General features: G+C 73.2%; 20 protein-coding genes. 17 read left to right on the forward strand and 3 right to left on the reverse strand.

From position 1 onward, the window contains the following. Positions 1–213: 213 nt before the first annotated feature. The 9 genes from ACZ4MH_RS26470 to ACZ4MH_RS26510 all read left to right on the forward strand — a co-directional run bounded on the left by ACZ4MH_RS26470 (position 214) and on the right by ACZ4MH_RS26510 (position 11,859). Complete coding sequence (locus ACZ4MH_RS26470; RefSeq protein ID WP_351599082.1) at positions 214–1,674, forward strand: aldehyde dehydrogenase family protein; 1,461 nt, start codon at positions 214–216, stop codon at positions 1,672–1,674. Positions 1,675–1,884: 210 nt separating this feature from the next. After that, positions 1,885–2,055, forward strand: coding sequence for a 50S ribosomal protein L32 (gene rpmF / locus ACZ4MH_RS26475; protein ID WP_351599080.1), 171 nt, complete (start codon positions 1,885–1,887; stop codon positions 2,053–2,055). A gap of 170 nt (positions 2,056–2,225) precedes the next feature. After that, positions 2,226–4,148 carry an acyl-CoA dehydrogenase family protein gene (locus ACZ4MH_RS26480; RefSeq protein ID WP_351599078.1) on the forward strand — a complete coding sequence of 641 codons (1,923 nt, stop codon included), beginning with the start codon at positions 2,226–2,228 and terminating at the stop codon, positions 4,146–4,148. Between the two features lie 212 nt (positions 4,149–4,360). Next, the gene (dxr, locus tag ACZ4MH_RS26485; protein WP_351599076.1) at positions 4,361–5,626 is read left to right on the forward strand and encodes a 1-deoxy-D-xylulose-5-phosphate reductoisomerase; all 1,266 of its coding nucleotides are present in this window, start codon (positions 4,361–4,363) and stop codon (positions 5,624–5,626) included. Then, the gene (locus ACZ4MH_RS26490; RefSeq protein ID WP_351599074.1) at positions 5,623–6,927 is read left to right on the forward strand and encodes a M50 family metallopeptidase; all 1,305 of its coding nucleotides are present in this window, start codon (positions 5,623–5,625) and stop codon (positions 6,925–6,927) included. Before dxr ends, ACZ4MH_RS26490 begins: the two co-directional genes overlap by 4 nt. A gap of 174 nt (positions 6,928–7,101) precedes the next feature. After that, positions 7,102–8,259, forward strand: a complete 1,158-nt coding sequence (gene ispG / locus ACZ4MH_RS26495; RefSeq protein ID WP_351599072.1) for a flavodoxin-dependent (E)-4-hydroxy-3-methylbut-2-enyl-diphosphate synthase — start codon at positions 7,102–7,104, stop codon at positions 8,257–8,259. Positions 8,260–8,515: 256 nt separating this feature from the next. Then, on the forward strand, positions 8,516–9,358 hold the full coding sequence (locus ACZ4MH_RS26500) for a GNAT family N-acetyltransferase (protein ID WP_351599070.1): 843 nt from the start codon (positions 8,516–8,518) through the stop codon (positions 9,356–9,358). 120 nt (positions 9,359–9,478) lie between these two features. Then, positions 9,479–10,012, forward strand: coding sequence for a GNAT family N-acetyltransferase (locus tag ACZ4MH_RS26505; RefSeq protein ID WP_351599068.1), 534 nt, complete (start codon positions 9,479–9,481; stop codon positions 10,010–10,012). Between the two features lie 146 nt (positions 10,013–10,158). Next, the gene (locus ACZ4MH_RS26510; RefSeq protein ID WP_351599066.1) at positions 10,159–11,859 is read left to right on the forward strand and encodes a proline--tRNA ligase; all 1,701 of its coding nucleotides are present in this window, start codon (positions 10,159–10,161) and stop codon (positions 11,857–11,859) included. Between the two features lie 123 nt (positions 11,860–11,982). Here ACZ4MH_RS26510 and ACZ4MH_RS26515 read toward each other — a convergent pair whose 3' ends face one another. From ACZ4MH_RS26515 to ACZ4MH_RS26525, 3 genes are all read right to left on the reverse strand, one after another. Then, complete coding sequence (locus tag ACZ4MH_RS26515; RefSeq protein WP_351599064.1) at positions 11,983–12,897, reverse strand: aminoglycoside phosphotransferase family protein; 915 nt, start codon at positions 12,895–12,897, stop codon at positions 11,983–11,985. Positions 12,898–12,976: 79 nt separating this feature from the next. Further along, the gene (locus tag ACZ4MH_RS26520) at positions 12,977–13,474 is read right to left on the reverse strand and encodes a ferritin-like domain-containing protein (RefSeq protein ID WP_351599062.1); all 498 of its coding nucleotides are present in this window, start codon (positions 13,472–13,474) and stop codon (positions 12,977–12,979) included. Then, positions 13,474–14,046, reverse strand: coding sequence for a hypothetical protein (locus ACZ4MH_RS26525; RefSeq protein ID WP_351599060.1), 573 nt, complete (start codon positions 14,044–14,046; stop codon positions 13,474–13,476). The genes ACZ4MH_RS26520 and ACZ4MH_RS26525 overlap by 1 nt, the downstream gene beginning before the upstream one ends. 160 nt (positions 14,047–14,206) lie before the next feature. Here ACZ4MH_RS26525 and rimP point away from each other — a divergent pair, with 160 nt between their 5' ends. From rimP to ACZ4MH_RS26565, 8 genes are all read left to right on the forward strand, one after another. Continuing rightward, positions 14,207–14,737 carry a ribosome maturation factor RimP gene (gene rimP, locus ACZ4MH_RS26530; RefSeq protein ID WP_351599058.1) on the forward strand — a complete coding sequence of 177 codons (531 nt, stop codon included), beginning with the start codon at positions 14,207–14,209 and terminating at the stop codon, positions 14,735–14,737. Positions 14,738–14,739: 2 nt separating this feature from the next. After that, positions 14,740–15,732: a transcription termination factor NusA gene (nusA, locus tag ACZ4MH_RS26535; protein WP_351599056.1), complete on the forward strand. Its 993-nt coding sequence runs from the start codon at positions 14,740–14,742 to the stop codon at positions 15,730–15,732. A 122-nt stretch (positions 15,733–15,854) separates the two neighbouring features. Further along, entirely contained in the window at positions 15,855–16,133 is a 279-nt protein-coding gene (locus tag ACZ4MH_RS26540; RefSeq protein WP_223732430.1) for a YlxR family protein, read from the forward strand. A 149-nt stretch (positions 16,134–16,282) separates the two neighbouring features. After that, complete coding sequence (infB, locus tag ACZ4MH_RS26545; RefSeq protein ID WP_467754723.1) at positions 16,283–19,381, forward strand: translation initiation factor IF-2; 3,099 nt, start codon at positions 16,283–16,285, stop codon at positions 19,379–19,381. A gap of 121 nt (positions 19,382–19,502) precedes the next feature. Next, entirely contained in the window at positions 19,503–19,799 is a 297-nt protein-coding gene (locus ACZ4MH_RS26550; protein WP_351601784.1) for a DUF503 domain-containing protein, read from the forward strand. Between the two features lie 88 nt (positions 19,800–19,887). Further along, positions 19,888–20,340, forward strand: a complete 453-nt coding sequence (rbfA, locus tag ACZ4MH_RS26555) for a 30S ribosome-binding factor RbfA (protein WP_351601787.1) — start codon at positions 19,888–19,890, stop codon at positions 20,338–20,340. Next, a complete protein-coding gene (truB, locus tag ACZ4MH_RS26560; protein WP_351601790.1) occupies positions 20,337–21,263 on the forward strand; it encodes a tRNA pseudouridine(55) synthase TruB in 927 nt (308 codons plus the stop codon). The genes rbfA and truB overlap by 4 nt, the downstream gene beginning before the upstream one ends. A 233-nt stretch (positions 21,264–21,496) precedes the next feature. Further along, the gene (locus tag ACZ4MH_RS26565) at positions 21,497–25,579 is read left to right on the forward strand and encodes a hypothetical protein (protein WP_467754724.1); all 4,083 of its coding nucleotides are present in this window, start codon (positions 21,497–21,499) and stop codon (positions 25,577–25,579) included. The last annotated feature ends 143 nt before the right edge of the window (positions 25,580–25,722 follow it).

Below are 25,722 nucleotides of genomic sequence, written 5' to 3' on the forward strand. Positions count from 1 at the left end.
AGCGCGCGGACGGCGGGAAACCGACCCCGCACTCGCCAAACCGGCGGATCGCGCTCCCGTAGTAGTACGTCCCGGACAAACACCGGTCCGGGAGTGCCGCCCTACCGTGGACCCCGTCCGGAAGGGCGACCGAGGTCGGGAGCGGCAGGCAGCAGCCGCGCGTACCGGCCGGCACGCCACGCACCACGCCACCGAGAAGGGCCGGTATCCACTGTGCCGAACCGTAATGACGCAGCCACCACGGCTTTCTGGCTCGCCGGCCGAGCCGCCACCGGCACGGAGACCTTCGAGGTCACCTCGCCCTGGGACGGCCGCACCGTCGGCACCGTGAGCGTGCCCACCGAGGAGCAGGTCGAGGAGGCCGTGGCCGCGTCCGTCGCGGTCCAGGCCGAGTTCGCCGCCACCCCCGCCCACGTGCGCGCCGCCGCGCTGGACCACGTCACCAAGCGCCTGGTGGAGCGTACGGAGGAGATCGCGCAGCTGATCTCCGCGGAGAACGGCAAGCCGATCAAGTGGGCGCGCGGCGAGGTCGGCCGCGCCGTGTCGGTCTTCCGCTTCGCCGCCGAGGAGGCCCGCCGCTTCAACGCCGGCGAGGCCATGCGCCTGGACACCGACGGCGGCGGCACCGGCCGTCTCGCGCTGATCCGCCGCGTGCCCAAGGGCACCGTGCTCGGCATCGCGCCGTTCAACTTCCCGCTCAACCTGAGCGCCCACAAGGTCGCCCCGGCGATCGCGGCCGGCGTCCCGATCATCCTCAAGCCCGCCCCGGCCACCCCGCTCTCCGGCCTGATCCTCGGCGAGCTGCTGGCCGAGACCGACCTGCCGGCCGGCTCCTGGAGCATCCTCCCGGTGCCGAACGACCGGATGCCCGCGCTGGTCCAGGACGAGCGGCTGCCGGTGATCTCCTTCACCGGTTCCGAGACGGTCGGTTACGCGATCATGGACTCGGTGCCGCGCAAGCACTGCACCCTGGAGCTGGGCGGCAACGGCGCGGCCGTCGTCCTCGCCGACTACGCCTCCGACGCGGACCTGGACTGGGCGGCGCAGCGCATCGCCACCTTCTCCAACTACCAGGGCGGCCAGTCCTGCATCTCCGTGCAGCGCGTGATCGCCGACGCGGCCGTGTACGACCGGCTGCTGCCGAAGATCGTCGCGGCCGTCGAGGCGCAGGTCACCGGCGACCCGACGGACCCCGCCACCGAGGTCGGCCCGCTGGTCAGCGAGGCCGCCGCGCAGCGCGTGGAGTCCTGGGTCGACGAGGCCGTGCAGGCCGGCGCCCAGCTGCTCGCCGGCGGCAAGCGCGAGGGTGCCACGTACGCGCCGACCGTGCTGGCCGACCTCCCCGAGGGCACCACCCTCGCCTGCGAAGAGGTCTTCGGGCCGGTCCTGTCGGTGCAGAAGGTGGACGGCGAGGCCGCGGCCTTCGCCGCCGTCAACAGCTCCAAGTACGGCCTCCAGGCAGGCGTGTTCACGCACGACCTGCAGACCGCCTTCCGCGCCCACAAGGTGCTGGAGGTGGGCGGCGTGATCATCGGCGACGTGCCGTCGTACCGCGCCGACCAGATGCCGTACGGCGGCGCCAAGCAGTCCGGTGTGGGCCGCGAGGGCGTTCGCTACGCGATGGACGACTACACCTACGAGCGAGTGATGGTGATGACCGGGCTGGAACTCTGACGCACCGGCCGCACGGACGGCCGGCAACCGGACAGCAGGGGCCGGGGCGCATATCGGGTGCGCCCCGGCCCTCCGGCGTGTCCGGACGGACGCCCTGGCCGCCCACGGGCGCTCGGCACGGCCCGTGATGCACAGCAGCCGTGATGCATATGGGAATCATTTTCAGGTAGGCTGGCGACCGTACCGAGCCCTGCCGACAGGAGGATTCCCATGGCCGTCCCCAAGCGGAAGATGTCCCGCTCCAACACCCGTCATCGCCGCTCCAACTGGAAGGCCGCGCAGCCCGACCTGGTGCCGATCACCATCGACGGCAGCCAGTACACCGTGCCGCGCCGCCTCGTGAAGGCGTACCAGCGGGGGCTGATCGATCCGGCGAAGTGAGGTACGGCCGGGCGGCCGAACCTGCGCCAAGGCTGGTGCAAGTCCTGCGGATCGGGTAGAGACTCACAAGTAGCACTGACCGGTAGCCAACCCGGGCAGGCGAACTGACCGGTAGCCAACCCGGCGGACCGGTACGGATGACCCGACTCCGCGGTGAGGTGACCCTCCTCATGACCGCTCCATCCACCCGCAACGTCTCCGAGCGCGAGGCCCGGCAGGTCGCCGAGGCGGCCCGTGAACAGGACTGGCGTAAGCCCAGCTTCGCCAAGGAACTGTTCCTGGGGCGCTTTCGGCTCGACCTCATACACCCGCACCCCACCCCTGCCCCGGACGCGGTCCAGCGCGGCGAGGAATTCCTCGCCAAGCTCCGCGACTTCTGCGAGACGAAGATCGACGGTGCGCGCATCGAGCGCGAGGCGCGGATCCCCGACGAGACCATCGCCGGTCTCAAGGAGATCGGCGCGCTCGGCATGAAGATCGACACCAAGTACGGCGGCCTGGGCCTCACCCAGGTGTACTACAACAAGGCGCTGGCACTGGTCGGTTCCGTCAGCCCGGCGGTCGGCGCGCTGCTCTCCGCGCATCAGTCGATCGGCGTACCGCAGCCGCTGAAGCTCTTCGGCACGCAGGAGCAGAAGGACCAGTTCCTGCCGCGGCTGGCCCGTACGGACATCTCCGCGTTCCTGCTGACCGAACCGGACGTAGGTTCGGACCCGGCCCGGCTGGCCACCATGGCCGTACCGGACGGGGACGAGTACGTACTGGACGGCGTCAAGCTGTGGACGACCAACGGGGTCGTCGCCGACCTGCTCGTGGTGATGGCCCGCGTCCCGAAGTCCGAGGGGCACAGGGGCGGCATCACCGCCTTCGTCGTCGAGGCGGGCTCGGACGGCATCACGGTGGAGAACCGCAACGCCTTCATGGGGCTGCGCGGCCTGGAGAACGGCGTCACCCGCTTCCACCGGGTGCGGGTGCCGGCCGCGAACCGCATCGGCCCCGAGGGCGCCGGCCTGAAGATCGCGCTGACCACGCTCAACACCGGACGGCTGTCGCTGCCCGCGATGTGCGTCGGCGTCGGCAAGTGGTGCCTGAAGATCGCCCGCGAGTGGTCGGCGGCGCGCGAGCAGTGGGGCAAGCCGGTCGCCCAGCACGAGGCGGTGGGCGGCAAGATCTCCTTCATCGCGGCCACCACCTTCGCGCTGGAGGCCGTCGTCGACCTCTCCTCGCAGATGGCCGACGAGGACCGCAACGACATCCGCATCGAAGCGGCGCTCGCCAAGCTGTACGGCTCCGAGATGGGCTGGCTGATGGCCGACGAGCTGGTACAGATCCGCGGCGGCCGCGGCTTCGAGACCGCGGAGTCGCTCGCGGCACGCGGCGAGCGGGCCGTACCGGCCGAGCAGGTACTGCGCGACATGCGCATCAACCGGATCTTCGAGGGCTCGACGGAGATCATGCACCTGCTCATCGCCCGCGAGGCGGTGGACGCCCACCTCTCGGTCGCCGGCGACCTCATCGACCCCGACAAATCGCTCGGGGACAAGGGGAAGGCGGCGGCGCGCGCGGGCGGCTTCTACGCCCGCTGGCTGCCCAAGCTGGTCGCCGGGCCCGGCCAGGTGCCCGGCACGTACGCGGAGTTCGGCGAGCTGGCGACACACCTGCGGTACGTCGAACGCAACGCCCGCAAGCTCGCGCGCAGCACGTTCTACGCGATGTCGCGCTGGCAGGGCCGGATGGAGACCAAGCAGGGCTTCCTCGGGCGGATCGTGGACATCGGCGCGGAGCTCTTCGCGATGAGCGCGGCGTGCGTACGGGCCGAGCACCTGCTGGCCACCGGCGAGCACGGCCGCGAGGCGCACCAGCTCGCCGAGGTGTTCTGCCGGCAGGCCAGGGTCCGGGTCGAGGAGCTGTTCGCGCGGCTGTGGACCAACACCGACGAGCTGGACCGCAAGGTCGTGGCCGGGGTGCTGACCGGCACGTACACCTGGCTGGAGGAGGGCATCATCGACCCCAGCGGCGACGGTCCGTGGATCGCGGACGCGACGCCGGGGCCCGCGCGGAGGGAGAACGTGCACCGCCGGATCCGGGGCTGAGGAACGGAACGTGCACCGGCGGCTCCGGTGACGGGCGGAGCCGCCGGTGACGGGACGGGGGACGGGCCGGTCCCCGCAGGCAGGGGACCGGCCCGTACGGCGTGGCCGACACCCGCGCGCACCACCCGTCGCGCCTCCCGGCGCCCCCGTCCGGCCGGATCTCCTGCGAGCTGGTGTCCGTACTCCGGACGTGACCGGCCACAATGGTGCCCATGACGGAATCCCTCGCCCATCCGCACCTGCGTTTCGACCCGCCGGCCGCCGCACCCGGCGAGCCACGCGACATCGTGATCCTCGGTTCGACCGGCTCCATCGGCACCCAGGCGATCGATCTCGTCCTGCGCAATCCGGACCGCTTCCGCGTCACCGGCCTGTCCGCGGCGGGCGGCCGGGTCGCGCTCCTCGCCGAGCAGGCGCGGCAGCTGCGCGTCGGTACGGTCGCGGTGGCCCGCGAGGACGTGGTGCCCGCGCTGCGCGAGGCGCTGTCGGCGCAGTACGGAACGGGCGAGCCGCTGCCGGAGATCCTGGCCGGGCCCGACGCGGCCACCCAGCTCGCCGCCACCAAGTGCCACACCGTACTGAACGGCATCACCGGCTCCATCGGCCTCGCCCCCACCCTCGCGGCCCTGGAGAGCGGCGCCTCCCTGGCGCTCGCCAACAAGGAGTCGCTGATCGTGGGCGGCCCGCTGGTCAAGGCGCTCGCGAAGCCCGGCCAGATCGTCCCCGTCGACTCCGAGCACTCCGCGCTCTTCCAGGGGCTGATGGGCGGCCGCCGCGAAGAGGTGCGCAAGCTCGTCGTCACCGCCTCCGGCGGCCCGTTCCGCGGCCGCAGCAAGGCCGAGCTGGCCGCCGTCACGCCCGAGCAGGCGCTCGCGCACCCCACCTGGGCGATGGGCCCGGTCATCACGATCAACTCCGCGACCCTGGTCAACAAGGGCCTGGAGGTCATCGAGGCACACCTGCTGTACGACGTGCCGTTCGAGCGCATCGAGGTCGTGGTCCACCCGCAGTCCTACATCCACTCCATGGTGGAGTTCACCGACGGCTCCACCCTCGCCCAGGCCAGCCCGCCCGACATGCGGATGCCGATCGCGCTGGGGCTGGGCTGGCCCGACCGGGTGCCGGACGCGGCGCCGGGCATCGACTGGACCAAGGCCCACACCTGGGAGTTCTTCCCGCTGGACGAGGACGCCTTCCCCTCCGTACCGCTCGCCTGCCACGTCGGCACGCTCGGGGGCACGGCACCGGCCGTCTTCAACGCCGCCAACGAGGAATGCGTGGACGCATTCTTGAAGGGCGGGCTGCCGTTCACAGGAATTGTCGATACGGTCGCCGAAGTCGTCGCCGAGCACGGCACGCCCGCGCCGGGAACGTCTTTGACCCTCTCGGACGTACTGGAAGCGGAGACCTGGGCGCGCGCCCGCGCCCGCGAACTGGCCGCCCGTGCGGCACGTACACCATCGGAGGCTCGCGCATGACGACCTGGATGACCGTCCTGGGCATCGTCGTCTTCGTCGTCGGCCTGCTCTTCTCGATCGCCTGGCACGAGCTGGGGCACCTCTCGACGGCGAAGATGTTCGGCATCCGCGTGCCGCAGTACATGGTCGGCTTCGGTCCGACGATCTTCTCCCGCAAGAAGGGCGACACCGAGTACGGCGTCAAGGCCATCCCGGCCGGCGGCTACATCCGCATGATCGGGATGTTCCCGCCCGGCGACGACGGGAAGCTCTCGGCCCGCTCCACCTCGCCCTGGCGCGGCATGATCGAGGACGCCCGCTCGGCCGCCTTCGAGGAGCTGCAGGAGGGGGACGAGAAGCGGCTGTTCTACACCCGTAAGCCCTGGAAGCGCGTCATCGTGATGTTCGCCGGGCCGTTCATGAACCTGATCCTCGCGGTCGTGATCTTCATGAGCGTCCTGATGGGCTTCGGCATCAACACCCAGACCACCCAGGTCGGCTCGGTCTCGGACTGCGTCATCGCGGCCTCCGCCAAGACCGACAAGTGCCCGTCCGACGCCAAGGACTCCCCGGCCAAGGCGGCGGGCCTGCGGGCCGGCGACCGGATCGTGGCCTTCGACGGGCGCGCCGTGCCCGACTGGGACACCCTCCAGCGGTCCATCCGCGACACCACGGGACCCGCGACGATCACCGTGGAGCGGGACGGCGCGCGGAAGGTCCTGCACGCCGACCTGATCAAGAACAAGGTCGCCAGGACCGATGGCCACGGCGGCTACGTCGCCGGCCAGTACGTCACGGCCGGCTTCCTCGGCTTCACGCCCGCCAGCGGCATCGTCCGGCAGGACCTCGGCCAGTCCGTCGACCGCATGGGCAACATGGTCAAGCAGGGCGTCGGCTCGCTGATCGCGCTGCCCGGCAAGGTCCCCGACCTGTGGAACGCCGCGTTCAACGGCGGCGAGCGCAAGCAGGACTCCCCGATGGGCGTGGTCGGCGCGGCCCGCGTCGGCGGCGAGGTCTTCTCCCTGGACATCCCGCCCTCGCAGCGGGTGGCGACCATGCTCTTCCTGGTCGCGGGGTTCAACCTCTCCCTCTTCCTGTTCAACATGCTGCCGCTGCTGCCGCTGGACGGCGGGCACATCGCGGGCGCCCTGTGGGAGTCGCTGCGCCGCGCCTTCGCCAAGGTCTTCCGGCGCCCCGACCCCGGCCCCTTCGACGTGGCGAAGCTCATGCCCGTCGCCTACGTCGTCGCCGGCATCTTCATCTGCTTCACGCTGCTGGTGCTGGTCGCGGACGTGGTCAACCCGGTACGGCTGACGGGCTAGCGGACCGCTTCCGGACTGCCGGACACCCGTACGGCCGCGTACGGGTGTCCGGCAACCGTCCTTTCGGGCGGTGTAAACCCGTGCGATGTGCCTCCGGCAACCCCTGTGACGTAACCTCGGCCCCGGAGCCCGCCGATCTCGGGTCCTGAATCACACCTTGGGGTTGCTCGTCAGATGACTGCCATTGCGCTGGGAATGCCGGACGTACCGACCAAGCTCGCCGACCGCCGCGTCAGCCGCAAGATCCACGTCGGGCCGGTGGCCGTGGGCGGGGACGCACCGGTGTCGGTGCAGTCGATGACGACGACGCGTACGGCGGACATCGGGTCGACGCTGCAGCAGATCGCGGAGCTGACGGCGTCCGGCTGCCAGATCGTGCGGGTGGCGTGCCCGACGCAGGACGACGCGGACGCGCTGCCGGTGATCGCGAAGAAGTCGCAGATCCCGGTGATCGCGGATATTCACTTCCAGCCCAAGTACGTCTTCGCGGCGATCGACGCGGGGTGCGCGGCGGTGCGGGTGAATCCGGGCAACATCAAGCAGTTCGACGACAAGGTCAAGGAGATCGCGAAGGCGGCCAATGACGCGGGGACGCCGATCCGGATCGGGGTGAACGCGGGTTCGCTGGACCGGCGGCTGCTGCAGAAGTACGGCAAGGCCACGCCCGAGGCGCTGGTGGAGTCGGCCCTGTGGGAGGCGTCGCTCTTCGAGGAGCACGGTTTCCGGGACATCAAGATCTCCGTCAAGCACAACGACCCGGTGGTGATGGTCAACGCCTACCGGCAGCTGGCGGCGCAGTGCGACTACCCGCTGCACCTGGGCGTGACCGAGGCGGGCCCGGCCTTCCAGGGCACCATCAAGTCGGCGGTCGCCTTCGGCGCGCTGCTGAGCGAGGGCATCGGCGACACCATCCGGGTTTCGCTGTCGGCGCCGCCGGCGGAGGAGATCAAGGTCGGTATCTCCATCCTGGAGTCGCTGAACCTGCGCCAGCGCCGCCTGGAGATCGTGTCGTGTCCGTCGTGCGGGCGGGCGCAGGTGGATGTGTACAAGCTGGCCGAGGAGGTCACGGCGGGGCTGGACGGCATGGAGGTGCCGCTCCGCGTCGCGGTGATGGGCTGTGTGGTCAACGGCCCGGGCGAGGCCCGCGAGGCGGACCTGGGTGTGGCCTCGGGCAACGGCAAGGGGCAGATCTTCGTGAAGGGCGAGGTCATCAAGACCGTGCCGGAGTCGAAGATCGTGGAGACCCTCATCGAGGAAGCCATGAAGATCGCCGAGCAGATGGAGAAGGACGGGGTGGAGTCGGGGGAGCCTTCGGTGGCTGTGGCGGGCTGACCTTCGTCCGTTACGTGGCAGGGCCCCTCCCTCTCCCCGCCACCCGGTGCGAGGCCCCTCCCCCACCTCCACCGCACTACCCCCGAACCTAGCCCCCGCCCCCACCCCCTCGCGCCCCCTGTGGACAACCGCGACAACGCGCCCCCCGCACCTCTCTCCGAGATGGGCGGGGGGCGCGCCGCATGGACGCGAGGTACAGTGCCTGGACCTGCTCTCTTACGGCCCCCGGCCCCGTCACGGTGAGGCAATCCGACACGTGCTGACGACCACCACCAAGGTCCTGGAGCCCGGGGAGCTCGACGACGCCCTCGCGGTCCTGGACCGCGACCCGGTCGCCAACGCGTTCGTCGCCGCCCGGGTCCAGGTCGCCGGGCTCGACCCCTGGCGACTCGGCGGCGAGATGTGGGGCTGGTACGAGAACGGCCGGCTGGAATCCCTCTGCTACGCCGGGGCCAATCTCGTCCCCGTCTGCGCCACCCCTGATGCCGTACGCGCCTTCGCCGAGCGTGCCCGCCGCCAGGGCCGCCGCTGCTCCTCCATCGTCGGCCCCGCGGCCCCCACCGCCGAGCTGTGGTCCCTGCTGGAGCCCGCCTGGGGGCCCGCCCGAGAGGTCCGCGCCCACCAGCCGCTGATGGTCACCACGCGGCCCGCCGCGGAGATCCCCCCCGACCCGTACGTCCGGCGCATCCGCAAGGACGAGATGGACATGATCATGCCCGCGTGCGTGGCCATGTTCACCGAGGAGGTCGGCATCTCGCCGCTGGCCGGCGACGGCGGGCTGCTCTACCAGGCCAGGGTCGCCGAGCTGGTCGGCGCGGGCCGCTCGTTCGCCCGGGTGGAGAACGGCCGGGTCGTCTTCAAGGCCGAGATCGGCGCCGCCACCCTGCGCGCCTGCCAGGTCCAGGGCGTCTGGGTCGCGCCCGAGTACCGCGGCAAGGGACTCTCCGAGACCGGCATGGCGGCCGTGCTGCGCTACGCCCTCGCCGACGTCGCGCCCATCGTGAGCCTGTACGTGAACGACTTCAACACCGCGGCGCGGGCCGCCTACCGCAGGGTCGGCTTCGAAGAGGTCGGCGCGTTCATGAGCGTACTGTTCTGACGCGAGCCGCCGGTCAACGGCGCCGTAACGTTCCGGCCGATGCCGTGCCGCCGCGGCCTCTCCCGGCCCCACTGGCCGGACCGATCGTGTTCACCGCCCGCGCTGTGTACGCTCCCGACCATGGATGACGTCGCGGTCGGCCCGCTCGACCTCGCTGCCCGCGTGGACGAAGCGCTGGCCGTACAGGCGCTCGCCTTCGGCCTGACCGACGACGAGATCGGCGTACGGCGCCACATCGTGCTGCGCCACCTCACCACCCCCGGGGCCCGCGCCCTGGGCGCCACCACGCCCGAGGGGCGGCTGGCCGGCTTCGTGTACGGCCTGCCCAACGACCGCTCCCACTGGTGGTCCAGCGTCGTCGAGCCGTATCTGCGCGCCACTGGCCTGGACTTCTGGCTGGACGACTCCTTCGTCATCACCGAGCTGCACGTCCACCCCGCGTACCAGAAGCGCGGCATCGGCCGGGCGCTGATCACCCGCATCACCGACGAGGCGCCCTACCCGCGCAGCATCCTCTCCGCGATCGACACCGAGAGCCCGGCCCGCGCGCTGTACCGCTCGCTCGGCTACCAGGACCTCGCCCGCCGGGTGCTCTTCCCGAGCGCCCCCGCGCCGTACGCCGTGATGGGCGCGCCGCTGCCGCTGGCCCGCTGACGGGCCGGGCCCGGGACGCCGGCTGGGGCGTCCGGCGGGTGGCCGGCCGCTGTTCCCCAGGGCCGGGGGAGCGGTATCCATTTCCGTGCGCGATGCCCGGCCCGATAACCTCGCCACAGACACCGTTCTTACGCAGGAGAATCACCATGGCCCAGGTCCAGCGCATGTCCCGATTGATGATCAAGACGCTGCGCGACGACCCGGCCGACGCCGAGACCGCCAGCCACAAGCTGCTCGTCCGCGCCGGGTACGTCCGCCGCACCTCCGCCGGCATCTGGACCTGGCTGCCGCTGGGCAAGAAGGTGCTGGAGAACGTCTCGCGCGTGGTGCGCGAGGAGATGGACGCCATCGGCGGCCAGGAGGTCCTGCTGCCCGCGCTGCTCCCCAAGGAGCCGTACGAGGCGAGTGGCCGCTGGGAGGAGTACGGCGACCTGCTCTTCCGCCTGCAGGACCGCAAGGGCGCCGACTACCTCCTCGGCCCCACCCACGAGGAGATCTTCACCCTCACGGTCAAGGACCAGTGCACGTCCTACAAGGACCTGCCGGTCATGCTGTACCAGATCCAGACGAAGTACCGGGACGAGGCGCGCCCCCGCTCCGGTGTGCTGCGCGGCCGCGAGTTCCAGATGAAGGACTCGTACAGCTTCGACACCACCGACGAGGGCCTGGCGCAGTCCTACGCGCTGCACCGCGAGGCGTACCAGAAGATCTTCGCGCGCCTGGGTCTCGACTACCGCATCGTCTCGGCCGTCTCCGGCGCGATGGGCGGCTCCGCCTCCGAGGAGTTCCTGGCCCCCGCGGCGGCCGGTGAGGACACCTTCGTCGACTGCCCGCAGTGCGACTACGCGGCCAACACCGAGGCCGTGACCGTGAAGGTCGCCCCGGTGGACGCGGCCGGCGTCGGGGAGATCGAGGAGCTGGACACCCCCGACACCCCGACCATCGAGACGCTGGCCGAGCACCTGGGCGTCCCGGCCTCCGCCACGCTCAAGAACCTCCTGGTCAAGGTGGACGGCGAGATCGTCGCGGTGGGCGTGCCCGGCGACCGCGAGGTCGACCTGGGCAAGCTCGGCGAGCACCTGGCGCCGGCCGTCGTCGAGGTCGTCACCGCCGAGGACTTCGTCGGCCGCGAGGACCTGGTGCGCGGCTACATCGGCCCGCAGGGCCTGGCCGGCAAGGCGTTCCGCTACATCGCCGACCCGCGCGTCGCGCCCGGCACGTCCTGGATCACCGGCGCCAACAAGGACGGCAAGCACGCGCGCAACGTCGTCGCGGGCCGCGACTTCGAGGTGGACGACTACCTCGACGTGGTCGTCGTCGAGCCGGGCGACCCCTGCCCGAAGTGCGGCGCCGGGCTGGTCATCGACCGGGCGATCGAAATCGGCCACATCTTCCAGCTGGGCCGCAAGTACGCCGACGCCTTCGAGCTCGACGTACTCGGCCAGAACGGCAAGCCGGTCCGGGTCACGATGGGCTCGTACGGCATCGGCGTCTCCCGCGCGGTGGCGGCGCTCGCCGAGCAGACCCACGACGAGTCCGGCCTGTGCTGGCCGCGCGAGGTCGCCCCGGCGGACGTGCACGTCGTCGCGGCGGGCAAGGCCAAGCAGACGGAGCTGGCGCTGGAGGTCGGCGACAAGCTGGGCGCGGCGGGGCTGCGCGTGCTCGTCGACGACCGGGCCGGGGTCTCCCCGGGCGTGAAGTTCACCGACGCGGAGCTGCTCGGCGTCCCGACGATCGTCGTCGCGGGCCGCCGCGCCGCGGAGGGCGTCGTCGAGATCAAGGACCGGCGGACGGGCGAGCGGGAAGAGGTCACGGTCGAGGAGGCCGTTGCGCGCCTCAGCGCGTAGTTTCCGACCTTGGGGCGGGCCCGTGCCGTTCGGTGCGGGCCTGCCGTCCGTCCCCCGTGTATCGCGGCCTGGCGGCCGCTCGTCCTCAATCGCCGGACGGGCTTGATTTGGGCTTCGTCGGCGCTACAGCCACGTCGCAAACTCCAGCAGCAGTTCCCCGCGGGGGCGGTCGCCCGTCGTCAGGGCCTGGAGGCCCGCTTCCGCCGCGCCCACCAGGACCCACCCCCGCAGGCGGTCCCGGTCGACCTCCAGGGAGTCGGCCAGCTTGGCGACCCGGCGGCGCGCCGCGGCCGCGGCCCCCGTGCCGGCCGCCAGGTCCTCCATGCGGTCCAGGACCAGTCCGACCAGGTCGTACGCGCGTTCCCCGACGACCGGTCGCGGTCCCACCGCGAGCCACGGCGTGCGGTGGCCGGCCAGTACCTTGCCCTGGCGGAACGCGCCGTGCAGGAGTACTTCTTCGGGTGCGTCGGCGGGCAGCGCGCTGCGCAGCTCCGCGGCCTCCTCGACCAGCGGGGCGGCGGAGGGGACCGCCGCGCCCGAGGTCCGCAGCGCCGCCACGGCGGCCTCCGTGCGGGCGGCCAGCGTCTCGAAGGGGTGCTCCTCCGGGGGAGCGACCCAGAGCCGGCGGACCGTCCCCGCCGCCTCCAGCAGGGCCTTCGCCTCGGGGAGCGAGCGCAGCGACACCGCGCCGCGCAGGCGCTCCAGGAGGAGCGCGCCGCTGTCCAGGTCGGCGTCCAACAGCCGTACCGCGCCCCAGCCGTCCCAGCGCGTCAGCGCCGCCGCCTCGGCCTCCGCGCCCGGCTGTCCCGGGAGCGGGAACTTCAGCGCGGCCGGCGTGCCGTCCCGCTGCGTGACCAGGACCAGGAGGCTGGCGCGGCCGCCGGGCTCGTGCACCCGCTCCGGGGTGAGTTCCCAGGCCGCCAGCCGCTCCGTCACCCGGTCCGGCAGCGTGTCCAGCCAGGCGCGCGCGGGGCTCGCGGGGTCGTCGCCGATCGCGCGCACCAATCGTCTCGGCGGTTCGATGGGTGCCGTTGCCATGCTGGAGCTGTCCCTTTCGTCGGCGGTGCCGGGGTGCCGGCGGGGCCTGCGGCCGTCCCGGCCGGTGGCCGCCGCGCGCTCAGAGCGCGTCGGCGGATCCGGTCGCGGTGGGCGACGGGCCGCCGGCCGTGGTCCGTTCGGCGAGCCCAGGGAAGGCTACGCCGCTGCCGCGCCAGCGCACCGCACGCACCGCTGCCTCGCGGAGCGATCCGGCCGCCGTGCGCCGCCGGGCACCCGTGGAGGCGCGTACGAGGTCCGCGTACGCCCCGGCCACCCGGTCCTCCAGTTCGGCCGCGAGCCGGACGGCTGCGGCCGCGTCGGGCACGGGGAAGGGCAGCGCGTACGCCGCGGCAGCGGCTTTCGGGTGCCCGCCCAGCGCGCTCACCCGGCGGCTCAGCTCGTCCCGGCGCGCACGATGGGCGTCGTAGCCGGCCTGCGCCTCTCTGCGCCGCCCGTCGTCGACGCGCGCGCCCACCACGCCGTAGCCGTAGAGCGCGGCGTGCTCGGCGGCCAGCGCGTTCTGCAGGGCCTTCAGCTCGGCCGCGTGCTCCGTGTTCTCGTGCTTCTCCGCCGGCATCAGGCGTTCTTCCCGTCCTTCTCGTCCGTCGTCCCGCCGCCCTTGCCGTGCGAGTCGAGTACGTAGGCGTGCGCGGCGCCGGCCGCGGCGACCGAGGCGAGCAGCCGGGCGACCTCCGGCGGGGCGCCGACGAGGGCCGCGGTGCGCCGGTCGGCCGTGTCCCGCTCGGCGTCGGCCAGCGCGGCGAGCGCCTGCCGCGCGCTTGCCGGAACCTTCGGGGCGCGCGGCTGCTTCCCCGGCGTACGGGACGGCGAAGCGGTCGCGGAGGGTGTGCCGGACGGGGTGCCGGTGGCCTCCGGCGCGTCGAACGCCGTGATGTGCGCGGCGACTTGGTCCCGCAGCGGGCGCACCCGCTTCTCCAGGGCCGGGTGCGCGGTCAGCGTCGCGTCGTACCGGGCCAGCAGCGCGCCGCTGTCCCGCGCCGCCCGGCCGAGCAGGGCACGCCCGGCCGCGCTGTCCATGTCGTCGGACGCGGCGGACTGCTCGGCGCAGCCCGTGAGCAGCGCCGCGCTTCCGAGCGCGGCGCCGGTCAGCAGGATGCTTCTCCTCGTGTGCGTTCCAGGCTGCGGCACTGTCCTCTTCCCGGGGGTCTGCGGTGGTGATCCGGTGATCACCGCAGGCGAGCGTAACCGCGCCCGCGCACGGAATCGTCAGTACCCCGCCGGAACAGATAGGCTTTGGCCAGACACGCGACCATCCCACAACAGCACACGCGGCCGAGGAGTCACCCGGATGAGCACCACCCAGAGCGAGAGGCTGCGCGGACTGCTTGAACCGCTGGTCGCCGCGCGAGACCTGGATCTGGAAGAGATCGAGGTGACCCCCGCGGGTAAGCGGCGTGTGCTGAGGATCGTGGTCGACTCCGACGACGGCGTTCAGCTGGACGAGTGCGCCGCACTCAGCCGCGAGATCTCGCAGGCCCTGGACGACGCGGATGCCATGGGTGACGTCGCGTACACCCTTGAGGTCACCTCTCCCGGCGCCGACCGCCCGCTCGCCGAGCCGCGGCACTACCGCCGGGCCGTCGGCCGCCTGATCAAGGCCCAGCTGCACGAGGGCGGGGAGCTGGTCGCCCGGATCACCGCCGTCGACGACGAGGGCCTGGATCTCGAAGTGCCGGGCGTGAAGGGGCGCAAGCCCACCGCCCGCCGGGTCGCCTTCAGCGAGATCGCCAAGGCGCGCGTGGAGATCGAGTTCAACCGCAAGACCGCTCCGGCTCCCGCCGAGGGCGACAGCAACGACGAGAGCCAGGAGGAGGCGTAGCCGTGGACATCGACATGAGTGCCCTGCGGGGTTTGGTGCGGGAGAAGGAAATCTCCTTCGACCTGCTGGTGGAGGCCATCGAGTCGGCCCTCCTCATCGCGTACCACCGCACCGAGGGCAGCCGCCGTCACGCACGGGTGCAGCTGGACCGGAACACCGGCCATGTGACCGTGTGGGCGAAGGAGGACCCGGCCGACCTCGAGGAGGGCCAGGAGGCCCGCGAGTTCGACGACACACCGTCGGGTTTCGGCCGGATCGCGGCGACCACCGCCAAGCAGGTCATCCTGCAGCGGCTGCGGGACGCCGAGGAGGAGATCACCTTCGGCGAGTACGCCGGGCGTGAGGGCGATGTCGTCACCGGCGTCGTCCAGCAGGGCAAGGACCCCAAGAACGTCCTGGTCGACATCGGCAAGATGGAGGCCATGCTGCCGGTGCAGGAGCAGGTCCCCGGCGAGGACTACAAGCACGGCACGCGCCTGCGCTCGTACGTCGTCCGCGTCGCCAAGGGCGTCCGCGGCCCGTCGGTCACCCTCTCGCGCACCCACCCGAACCTCGTGAAGAAGCTCTTCGCGCTGGAGGTCCCGGAGATCGCGGACGGCTCGGTGGAGATCTCCGCCATCGCCCGCGAGGCCGGTCACCGCACGAAGATCGCGGTGCGTTCCACCCGGTCGGGGCTGAACGCCAAGGGTGCCTGCATCGGTCCGATGGGCGGCCGTGTCCGCAACGTCATGGCCGAGCTGAACGGCGAGAAGATCGACATCGTGGACTGGTCGGACGACCCGGCCGACCTGGTCGCGCACGCGCTGTCGCCGGCCCGCGTCTCGAAGGTCGAGATCGTGGACCTGGCCGCGCGCTCCGCGCGGGTCACCGTGCCCGATTACCAGCTGTCACTGGCCATCGGCAAGGAAGGGCAGAACGCCCGGCTCGCCGCCCGGCTGACCGGCTGGCGCATCGACATCCGCCCGGACACCGAGGCCCCGGACCCGCGGGACTGACGTCACGAACGCCGGCGGCCCGGTGCCGCCGGCGTCGATTGTCAGCCACCGAGGGAATATGAGCAGCCGTTCGGTCCTTACCCCATAGGGGTGAGGCCGCTACGGGGAGGTAGACTTAAGCAGTGTCTGGCCGGACGCATGCCCGCGCATGCCCTGAGCGATCTTGTGTGGGATGCCGGGAGCGAGCGGCCAAGGGCGATTTGCTGCGCATCGTGATGATCGATGGTGAGTGCACCCCCGATCCTCGCGGTACGCTGCCCGGCCGGGGTGCTTACGTGCACCCCACACTGGTCTGTTTCGACCTGGCGGTCCGCCGCCGGGCGTTCCCCAGGGCCTTCAGAGGCCCAGGACCGCTCGACACCACGGCACTGCGCCAGTACGTCGAGCAGGCAACACCGTAAGACAGCACGTCGCACGGAAAACCGTGCGGTCAGGTACCTCGCGAGTCGGAAGTAGGTCGAGATTGCGATGAGCACTCGATGAGTACGCGATGAGTACGCCCATGAAGTAGCGACGGTCCGGTGGACAACCCGGACCTAGAAGGAGCGAAGTGGCTAAGGTCCGGGTATACGAGCTCGCCAAGGAGTTCGGAGTAGAGAGCAAGGTCGTCATGGCCAAGCTCCAAGAACTTGGTGAATTCGTCCGTTCGGCGTCCTCGACGATCGAGGCGCCGGTTGTTCGCAAGCTGACCGACGCTTTCCAGGCAGGCAACGGCAACGGCCGTGCCTCTGGCAAGCCCGCGGCGCCGCGCAAGTCGGCGCCCGCAAAGCCGTCCACGCCGTCCCCGGCGCAGGCGGCCCGTCCCGCTGCCCCGAAGCCGGGTGCCCCCAAGCCGGGCCCCGCGGCTCCGGCCGCCCCCGAGGCCCCGAAGGCCCCCGAGGAGCCGAAGAGCAGCACCCCCTCCGCGGCGCCCGCTCCGGGCCCGCGCCCCACGCCCGGCCCGAAGCCGGCTCCCAAGCCCGCTCCGGCCGCGCCCGCGCAGCCCGAGTTCCAGGCTCCGCCGGCCGCGCCGCAGGCTCCCAAGCCCGGCGGTGCCGCCCCCGGCCCGCGTCCGGGCCGTCCCGGCCCCGGCCAGGAGCGTCAGGACCGCGGTCAGGACCGTGGCCAGGGCCGCGGCGACCGTGGCCCGCGTCCCGGCGGCGACCGCCAGGGCGGCGCCCCGCGTCCCGGCGGCAACCGTCCGTCCGGTCCGCGTCCGGGCAACAACCCCTTCACCTCCGGCGGCTCCACGGGCATGGCCCGTCCGCAGGCTCCCCGTCCCGGTGGCGCGCCGCGCCCCGGCGGTCAGGGTGGCCCCGGCGGCCCGCGCCCGCAGGGTGCCGGCCAGGGCGGTCCCCGTCCCGCGGCTCCCGGTGGTAACCGTCCGACTCCGGGCGGCATGCCCCGTCCGCAGGGCGGCGGCGCAGGCCAGGGCGGTCCCCGTCCCGGCGGCGGCGCCCGTCCGAACCCGGGCATGATGCCGCAGCGTCCGGCTGCCGGCCCGCGTCCCGGTGGTGGCCCCGGCGGTGGCCGTGGTCCCGGTGGCGGCGGTCGTCCCGGTGGTGGCGGCGGCGGTCGTCCGGGTGGCGGCGGCGGCTTCGCCGGTCGTCCCGGCGGCGGTGGCGGCGGCTTCGCCGGCCGTCCCGGCGGTGGCGGCGGCGCTCCGGGCCGTCCCGGTGGCGGCGGCTTCGGCGGTCGTCCCGGCTTCGGTGGCCGTCCCGGCGGTCCCGGTGGCCGTGGTGGCACGCAGGGCGCCTTCGGCCGTCCCGGCGGTCCCGCGCGTCGCGGTCGCAAGTCGAAGCGGCAGAGGCGTCAGGAGTACGAGGCCATGCAGGCCCCGTCGGTCGGCGGCATCATGCTGCCGCGCGGCAACGGTGCGACGGTTCGCCTGTCGCGCGGTGCCTCGCTGACGGACTTCGCGGAGAAGATCAACGCCAACCCGGCGTCCCTCGTCCAGGTCATGCTGAACCTGGGTGAGATGGTCACCGCGACCCAGTCCGTCTCCGACGAGACGCTGCAGCTGCTCGCCGACGAGATGAACTACGTCGTCGAGATCGTCAGCCCGGAGGAGGAGGACCGCGAGCTTCTCGAGTCCTTCGACATCGAGTTCGGCGAGAACGAGGGCGGCGAGGAGATGCTCGTCTCCCGTCCGCCGGTCGTGACCGTCATGGGTCACGTCGACCACGGTAAGACCCGACTGCTGGACGCGATCCGCAAGACGAACGTCATCGCGGGCGAGGCCGGCGGCATCACGCAGCACATCGGTGCGTACCAGGTCGCGACCGAGGTCAACGACGAAGAGCGGCGCCTCACCTTCATCGACACCCCGGGTCACGAGGCGTTCACCGCCATGCGTGCCCGTGGTGCGAAGTCGACCGACATCGCGATCCTCGTGGTGGCGGCCAACGACGGTGTCATGCCGCAGACGATCGAGGCGCTGAACCACGCCAAGGCGGCCGAGGTGCCGATCGTGGTCGCGGTCAACAAGATCGACGTCGAGGGCGCCGACCCGACCAAGGTGCGCGGCCAGCTCACCGAGTTCGGTCTGGTGGCCGAGGAGTACGGCGGCGACACGATGTTCGTCGACATCTCCGCCAAGCAGGGCGAGAACATCGACAGCCTGCTGGAGGCCGTGGTCCTCACCGCGGACGCTTCGCTGGACCTCCGGGCCAACGCGGAGCAGGACGCGCAGGGTATTGCGATCGAGGCCCACCTCGACCGCGGCCGCGGCGCCGTGGCGACCGTGCTCGTCCAGCGCGGCACCCTGCGGGTCGGCGAGACGATGGTCGTCGGCGACGCCTACGGCCGAGTCCGCGCGATGCTCGACGACAAGGGCAACAACGTCCAGGAAGCGGGTCCCTCGACCCCCGTCCTGGTGCTGGGTCTGACCAACGTGCCGGGCGCCGGCGACAACTTCCTGGTTGTCGACGAGGACCGCACCGCCCGTCAGATCGCCGAGAAGCGCGCGGCGCGCGAGCGCAACGCCGCCTTCGCCAAGCGCACCCGCAGGGTCTCCCTGGAGGACCTGGACAAGGTGCTCAAGGCCGGCGAGGTCCAGCAGCTCAACCTCATCATCAAGGGTGACGCGTCCGGTTCGGTCGAGGCCCTGGAGTCCTCGCTGCTCCAGCTCGATGTGGGCGAGGAGGTCGACATCCGCGTGCTGCACCGCGGCGTGGGTGCGGTCACCGAGTCCGACATCAACCTGGCGTCCGGCTCCGACGCGATCGTCATCGGCTTCAACGTCCGCGCCGAAGGCCGCGCGACGCAGATGGCCGAGCGCGAGGGCGTCGACGTCCGGTACTACTCGGTCATCTACCAGGCGATCGAGGAGATCGAGGCGGCCCTGAAGGGCATGCTGAAGCCGGAGTACGAGGAGGTCGAGCTCGGCACGGCGGAGATCCGCGAGGTCTTCAAGTCGTCCAAGCTGGGCAACATCGCGGGTGTCCTCATCCGGTCCGGCGAGGTCAAGCGCAACACCAAGGCGCGCCTGGTCCGCGACGGCAAGGTCATCGCGGAGAGCCTCAACATCGAGGGTCTGCGCCGCTTCAAGGACGACGTCACCGAGATCCGCGAAGGGTTCGAGGGCGGTATCAACCTCGGCAACTTCAACGACATCAAGGTCGACGACGTCATCGCGACGTACGAGATGCGCGAGAAGCCGCGCGGCTGATCGCACCACTCGATCCGGGGCCGGTCGGCGGGAGGAATTCCGTCGATCGGCCCCGGCCGTTGCGTGTACGGTGCCAGTGACCGCTACACCTCAGGCCCCACGGGTGGCTTACCCGGACTGCATGTACGTAGGGACGCTGTCCTTCGACCTCCTCCTCGGCGACGTACGGTCGCTGAAGGAGAAGCGCTCCGTCGTCCGCCCGATCGTCGCCGAACTGCACCGCAAGTACGCGGTCAGCGTGGCGGAGGTCGGCGAACAGGACCTCTACCGCCGGGTCACGATCGGCCTGGCGGCGGTTTCCGGCGACGCGGGGCACCTCACAGACGTACTGGACCGCTGCGAGCGACTGGTCGCCGCACGTCCCGAAGTGGAGCTGCTGTCGGTACGGCGGCGGTTCCACGGCGACCACGACGACTGACGCGACGGCCGGCCGGGTGACCGGCAGGCCGTGCGGGCCGTCGGCGCCGCAAGCACCATGGTGGAAAGAAACCAGAAGGAGAAGACCAGTGGCCGACAATGCGCGGGCGAAGAGGCTGGCGGACCTCATCCGGGAGGTGGTCGCCCAGAAGCTGCAGCGCGGGGTCAAGGACCCGCGGCTCGGCACGCACGTGACCATCACGGACACCCGGGTCACCGGCGACCTGCGGGAGGCGACGGTCTTCTACACGGTCTACGGCGACGACGAGGACCGGGCCAGCGCCGCGGCCGGACTGGAGAGCGCCAAGGGCATCCTGCGCTCCGAGGTCGGGCGTGCCGCGGGCACCAAGTTCACGCCGACCCTGACGTTCGTGGCGGACGCCCTGCCGGAGAACGCCCGGACCATCGAGGACCTGCTGGACAAGGCGCGGGCCTCCGACGCCAAGGTCCGCGAGGTGTCCTCGGGCGCCGACTACGCCGGTGAGGCCGACCCGTACCGCAAGCCGGGCGAGGACGACGACGAGGACAGCGCCGCCGAATGAAGCAGAAGGTCACCCCGCCGGACGGCCTTGTCATCGTCGACAAGCCGGCCGGCTTCACCTCGCACGACGTCGTGGCGAAGATGCGCGGCATGGCCCGCACGCGCCGCATCGGGCACGCCGGCACGCTGGACCCGATGGCGACCGGCGTGCTCGTCCTCGGCGTCGAGCGCGCCACGAAGCTGCTCGGTCACCTGGCGCTGACGGAGAAGGAGTACGTCGGCACGGTCCGGCTCGGCCAGACCACCGTCACCGACGACGCCGAGGGCGAGATCACCGAGTCCCTGGGCGCCAAGGACATCGGCCGGGACGCGATCCAGGCGGAGATCGACAAGCTGAGCGGCGCCATCATGCAGGTGCCGTCCAAGGTCAGCGCGATCAAGATCGACGGCAAGCGGTCCTACGCGCGGGTGCGCGGCGGCGAAGAGGTGGAGATACCGGCCCGCCCGGTCACCGTCTCCTCCTTCGTGCTGCACTCCGTCCACGAGACCGAGGCCGACGACGGCACCCCCGTCACGGACCTGCTGGTCTCCGTGGAGTGCTCCTCCGGTACGTACATCCGCGCGCTCGCCCGCGACATCGGTGCGGGCCTGGGCGTCGGCGGTCACCTGACGGCGCTGCGCCGCACCCGCGTCGGCCCGTACAAGCTCGACGCGGCCCGCACGCTGGACCAGCTGCAGGCGGCCGTGGACGAGCCCGAGGGCGGCGGCCTGCCGATCATGCCGATCGGCGAGGCGGCGGCCGCGGCGTTCCCGCGCTGGGACGTCACCGCGCAGCAGGCCAAGCTGCTCGGCAACGGCGCGCGCATCCCGATGCCGCTCTTCGACACGGACGGCACGGTCGCCGCGTTCTCGCCGGACGGCACGTTCCTCGCGCTGCTGGAGAACAAGGGCGGGAAGGCGAAGAGCCTGGCGGTCTTCGTCTGACGTCCGGTCCCTGTGTCCCGTGAGCCGGTGGCTCACGGGACACAGGCGTATGCGTATTCACCCCATCGGGCGGGCGCTCGGAGCGAACCGCGGGCGCGGACGGGGGCGCGTTCGCCGTGCGCCCTGTCCAGGACGATCACTGGCTGCCTACGGTCGAAATGACCCGGTACGCGCGTCGCTCCAGGTGAGCGGCGCGCGGAGCCGGATCTTCGGCGACGGCGGGAGGTACGGCGATGGTGGTGCAGGCGGCCGACGCGGCAAAGGCGCTGGTGCGCATCCACGACCTGGCCGGGCGGCCGCGCGGCACGGGCTTCCTCGCCGACCTCGACGGCACCTTGCTGACCAGCCACGAAGCGGTCGACGGGCTGGCCCGCCTGGTCCTGCACGGCGCGGCCGGGCGGACCTGCGCGGTCGGCGCGGACGCCGTCACCCCGCTCCCGGAGTCCGGCCTCGCCCTCGTCCGGACCACCGGCCTCGGCGTACCGCCGCTACCGGTCGCAGCGGGCCGCCCGGGGCCGGGGACGGAGGTACGGCTGTACGTGGACGGGGTGCGGGACGCGGCGCGTGTCATCGGGCGGGCGGCCGTCGTCTACACCGCGACCGATCGCCGCCACCAGCTGCCCGACGCGGTCGAGCTGGCCGTGCCCGGGCCGGCCGGCGAGGCGCTGCGGCTGGGCGGTCCGGCCGTCGGCGGGCTGGTGACCGACGCCGGAACGGGCGCGGTACTGGCCGTGGCGGGCACGGCACTGCACTGCGGGCGGCGGGCGGGGAGCACGGGGGTACTGGCGTACGCGTCGGGAGAGGGCACGTCCGCGTGGCCGGGGGAGGCCGGGCCCGAGGCCGTGCCGCGCGGGTTCGCGATCCCGCTGCACGCCGCGGCGGCGGCCGATCCGCGGGGGCCGCTCGCCGCGCTGCTGGCCCGTAACGCCGCGACCGTTCCCGCGTACGGCCCCGACCTCAACCTGGCCGGCGTGCTGGCGCTCACCACGACCGCCATGGGAACGGCGGGCGGTCCCGGGCCGTGGCGGGAGCCGGTCGAACGGCCCGATGTGGCGGAGGAGTTCGCGGCGTTCGGGGCGTGCGCTGCGGTGGCCGAGCCGGTGGCCGGTGCGGTGGCGGGGGCGGCGGGTGCTTCGGCGGGTACTCCGGTGGGCGTCCCGGCGGCGCGGGTCCTCGCCCTCGTCGGTGATCCCGGTACCGGGCGCAGCACGGAGCTGGCCGCGCTCGCCGCCCGCCGCGCGCGGGCCGCCGCGCCCGCGCCGACCCTCCGGCTCCGCGGCGCCGACCTGCGGGCCGCCGACCGCGGTCTGCGGGACGCGGTGGGCCGGACGCTGCGTTCGGCCGGCCGGGTGCTCAGCGCCTCGGGGCCGGCCCCGGGCGACCCCGCGGCCGCCACCCCCGAGGAGGTGGCCGGGCTCGCGCGGGCCGCCGGGCGCCCCCTCCTGGTCCTGCTCGACGGTCCCGAGGAGCTGCCACCGGACCTCGCGCGGCGACTCGCCGACTGGACCCGTGACACCGCGGAATGGCTGCACGGCGCCGGGGCCCGGCTCGTCGTCGCCTGCCGCCCCGAGTACTGGGAGACCGCCGGGGCCCTCTTCCCCGCCGCCTTCCTGCACCGGCCGCGCCACCCGGCGGTGACCCCGCCCGGCGCACCGGCCGGCGCGCTGCCGCCCTGCGTACGCCTGGGCGACCTGGCGCCGCGCGAGGCGGCCCGGGCGCGCGCCCGGTACGGTCTGCCGGCCGGCGCGCTGACCACGGCGGACGCCGGCCACCCGCTGGCCCTGCGGCTGCTGACCGAGGTACGGACGTCCCTGGTCGCCGCGGGCGAGGACGCGCGCGGGATGGGCACGCCCCACCGGCACGAGATCTTCGGCGGCTACCTGGACCTGCTGTGCCTGCGCGTCGCCCAGCGGCTGGCGCCGGGGGAGCGCGGCGCGGACGTACGCCGGTCGGCCGCGCGGGTGGCCGGCCGCGCCCACGAGGCGGCCCGCCGCTGCCTCGGCCCCGGCCGGGGCGAACTGGACCGCGCGTCGTTCGACGAGCTGTTCCCGTGGCGTACGGGGTGGGCGTCCGCGGTGCTCGCCGAAGGGCTGCTGGTGCCGGCCGGCGCGGGCTACCGCTTCCCGCACGAAGAGTTCGCCGACTGGCTGCAGGGCACGCACCTCGACGTGGACGAGACGCTGGAGGCGCTGGTGCAGGGGCCGGCCGGGGGACGCGCCGCCGGGCAACCCCCCGTTGCCACCCTCGCTCCGCCCGCCGTGCCGCGGCACCGTATCGGACCGGTGGTCCAGGCCCTGCTGCTCCTCGGCCGCCGAGCGGGCCCCGAAGCGCTGACCCGCAGGCTGGAGGGGCTGGTGGCGGTGGTCACGGCACCGGCCGCGAAGAGCGGCGAGCGGACGCGGCCCAGCGGGGGAGGGGCCGATGCCTCGGCGCGGGACGCCCGGTGGTGGGCCGAGCACCTGCTCGGCGAGGTCCTGCTGCGGCTGCCCGACGCCGCCCCGTACGCCCGTGTGCTCCATCTCCTCGCGGCCCGGGTGACGGACCGTTCGGCGCTGGCGGGCGGCTTCGAACGTACGGGCCTGGACGCGTTCGGGCCCTGGTTCTGGCGGCGGCTGCCGCTGGACCCGGCGACCCGCCTCGACCTCGTCCGCCGCCTGCTGCCGGCGGACGGACCGCCGGCCGAGGGCGCGACGGCGGTGAACGAGGGCGCGGCGGCGGTGAGCGAGGGCGCGGCGGCGTACGAGGGCGGGCCGGCCCCTGTCGAGCGGACCGAGGACGCCGGACGCGCCGTCGCCCCGGGCCCCCGCTTCCTCGGGCTCGCGGCGGCGCTGCTGTGTGCCGATCCCCGGCGGGTGCAGCCGCTGCTGTGCCGCTGGTTCGACGACGAGCGCCCGTTGCAGCGCGGCCGGAGCGCCGCACGGCCCGGCGCCGACGCCGGGCCGCCCCGGGAACCCACCGTCGCGGCCGCCGCGCAGGCCCTGCTGCACACCCACCGCCGGCGCGCCACCGACGGCCTCACCGAGGCGCTCGCCGCCGCCGCGCACCCGCGCGCCGACGAACTCCTCACCGCGCTCGCCGAGGACGAGCCCGCCGCGCTGTGCCGCGCCGTGGACCGCTGGTCCCGCGACGACCGGCCCGCGCGCCGGGCGGCCGCCGCCTCGTACGCGCTGGTCGTCGCGGCACACGCCGCCACCGACACGGACCGCGAACTGCTGCGGCAGGCCGCCCGTACCCTCCTCGACCGCCCGGGCGACCCCGGCGTCCACGGGGCCGCGCTGGCCGTGCTCGTCGGCGACCGGGCCACCCGTTCCCGCTACCTGGACCGGGCGCTGGCCGGTTTCGCGGCGGGCGACCCGGCGTTGCCGCCCGCCGCGTTCGCCGCCGCGCTCACCAGCCACCCCGAGCCGGTACTCGCCGCCTTCCAGACCCGCCTGCGCCGGTCGCCGACGAGGCTCCAGGGCGCCCCCGGTGGCGAGCCCAGCGACACCGACACCGACGCCGACACCGACGCCGGTCGCGCCGGGCCCGACGGCGCCGAAGCCGTGCTCCGTACGCTCGCCGGCGTCTCGACCCCCGCGCTCGCCCGGCGTGCCGCCGCCCTCGTGGACGAGTACGCCATCCGCTTCCCGTGGACGGCCGCCCGCCCCGTCGCGGACTTCGTCGCCCACCGTCTGGAGGCCGGGCCCGGCGCCCGCTCGGTGCTCCACCCCCTGGCCGTACGGCTGCTGACCGCACACGCCGCGCCGGTGCGGTGCGCGCTCGTGCCCGTACTGGCCGGGCCCGGCAGCACCGCGTCCCGCCCGCTCCGCCAGGAACTGCTGGACGTCCTGCTGGAGCGGGAACGCAACGGCCGCCGCCCGGTCCGCGCACCGGACGCGGCTCTGCCCGATGCGACCGTTCCCCGGGCCACTGCTCCCGACGCCACCGTCCCCGACGCCACCGTGCTGGACGCGCTGCTGTGCGCGGCCGCGCAGGGCGCCGCCCGCCGCCCCGAGGCGCGGACCCGGGACCTCGTGCACCGCACAGGCCTCCTCCACGTCCGCACCCTCGAAGGCGCGGCCCGTTTCGACCGCCGGCTCGTCGAGCTCGGTCGCCTGCTGCCGGACTTCGCCGCGATGGTGGGGACATGGCTGGCCGCGGCCCCCGCGGAGTGGGCCGCCATCGTCGGCCCCAGCGCCCGCGCCATGCTCGGCCCCCGCCACCCGGCAGCAGCCCCCACCGCCTCCGCCACCCCCACCACTCCCACCGTCCCCACACGCCCCATGGCGCGCGGCGCCGTCCGCACGCCCTCCCAAGGCGCCCCGCATCCGGCCTGAGCCGTGTCCGGCAGCCGTCCGCACACGCGGCCCCGCCTGCGCTCATCGGCCGCTCCCCGCGCGGGCGACCGAGGTGAGCCCACCCTTCGCGCGAACCACACCGTCCGGCATGGCAGTCTTAGACCTGCGCAATGCCGTATCGG

The sequence above is a fragment of the Streptomyces sp. NPDC026301 genome, assembly GCF_055567935.1.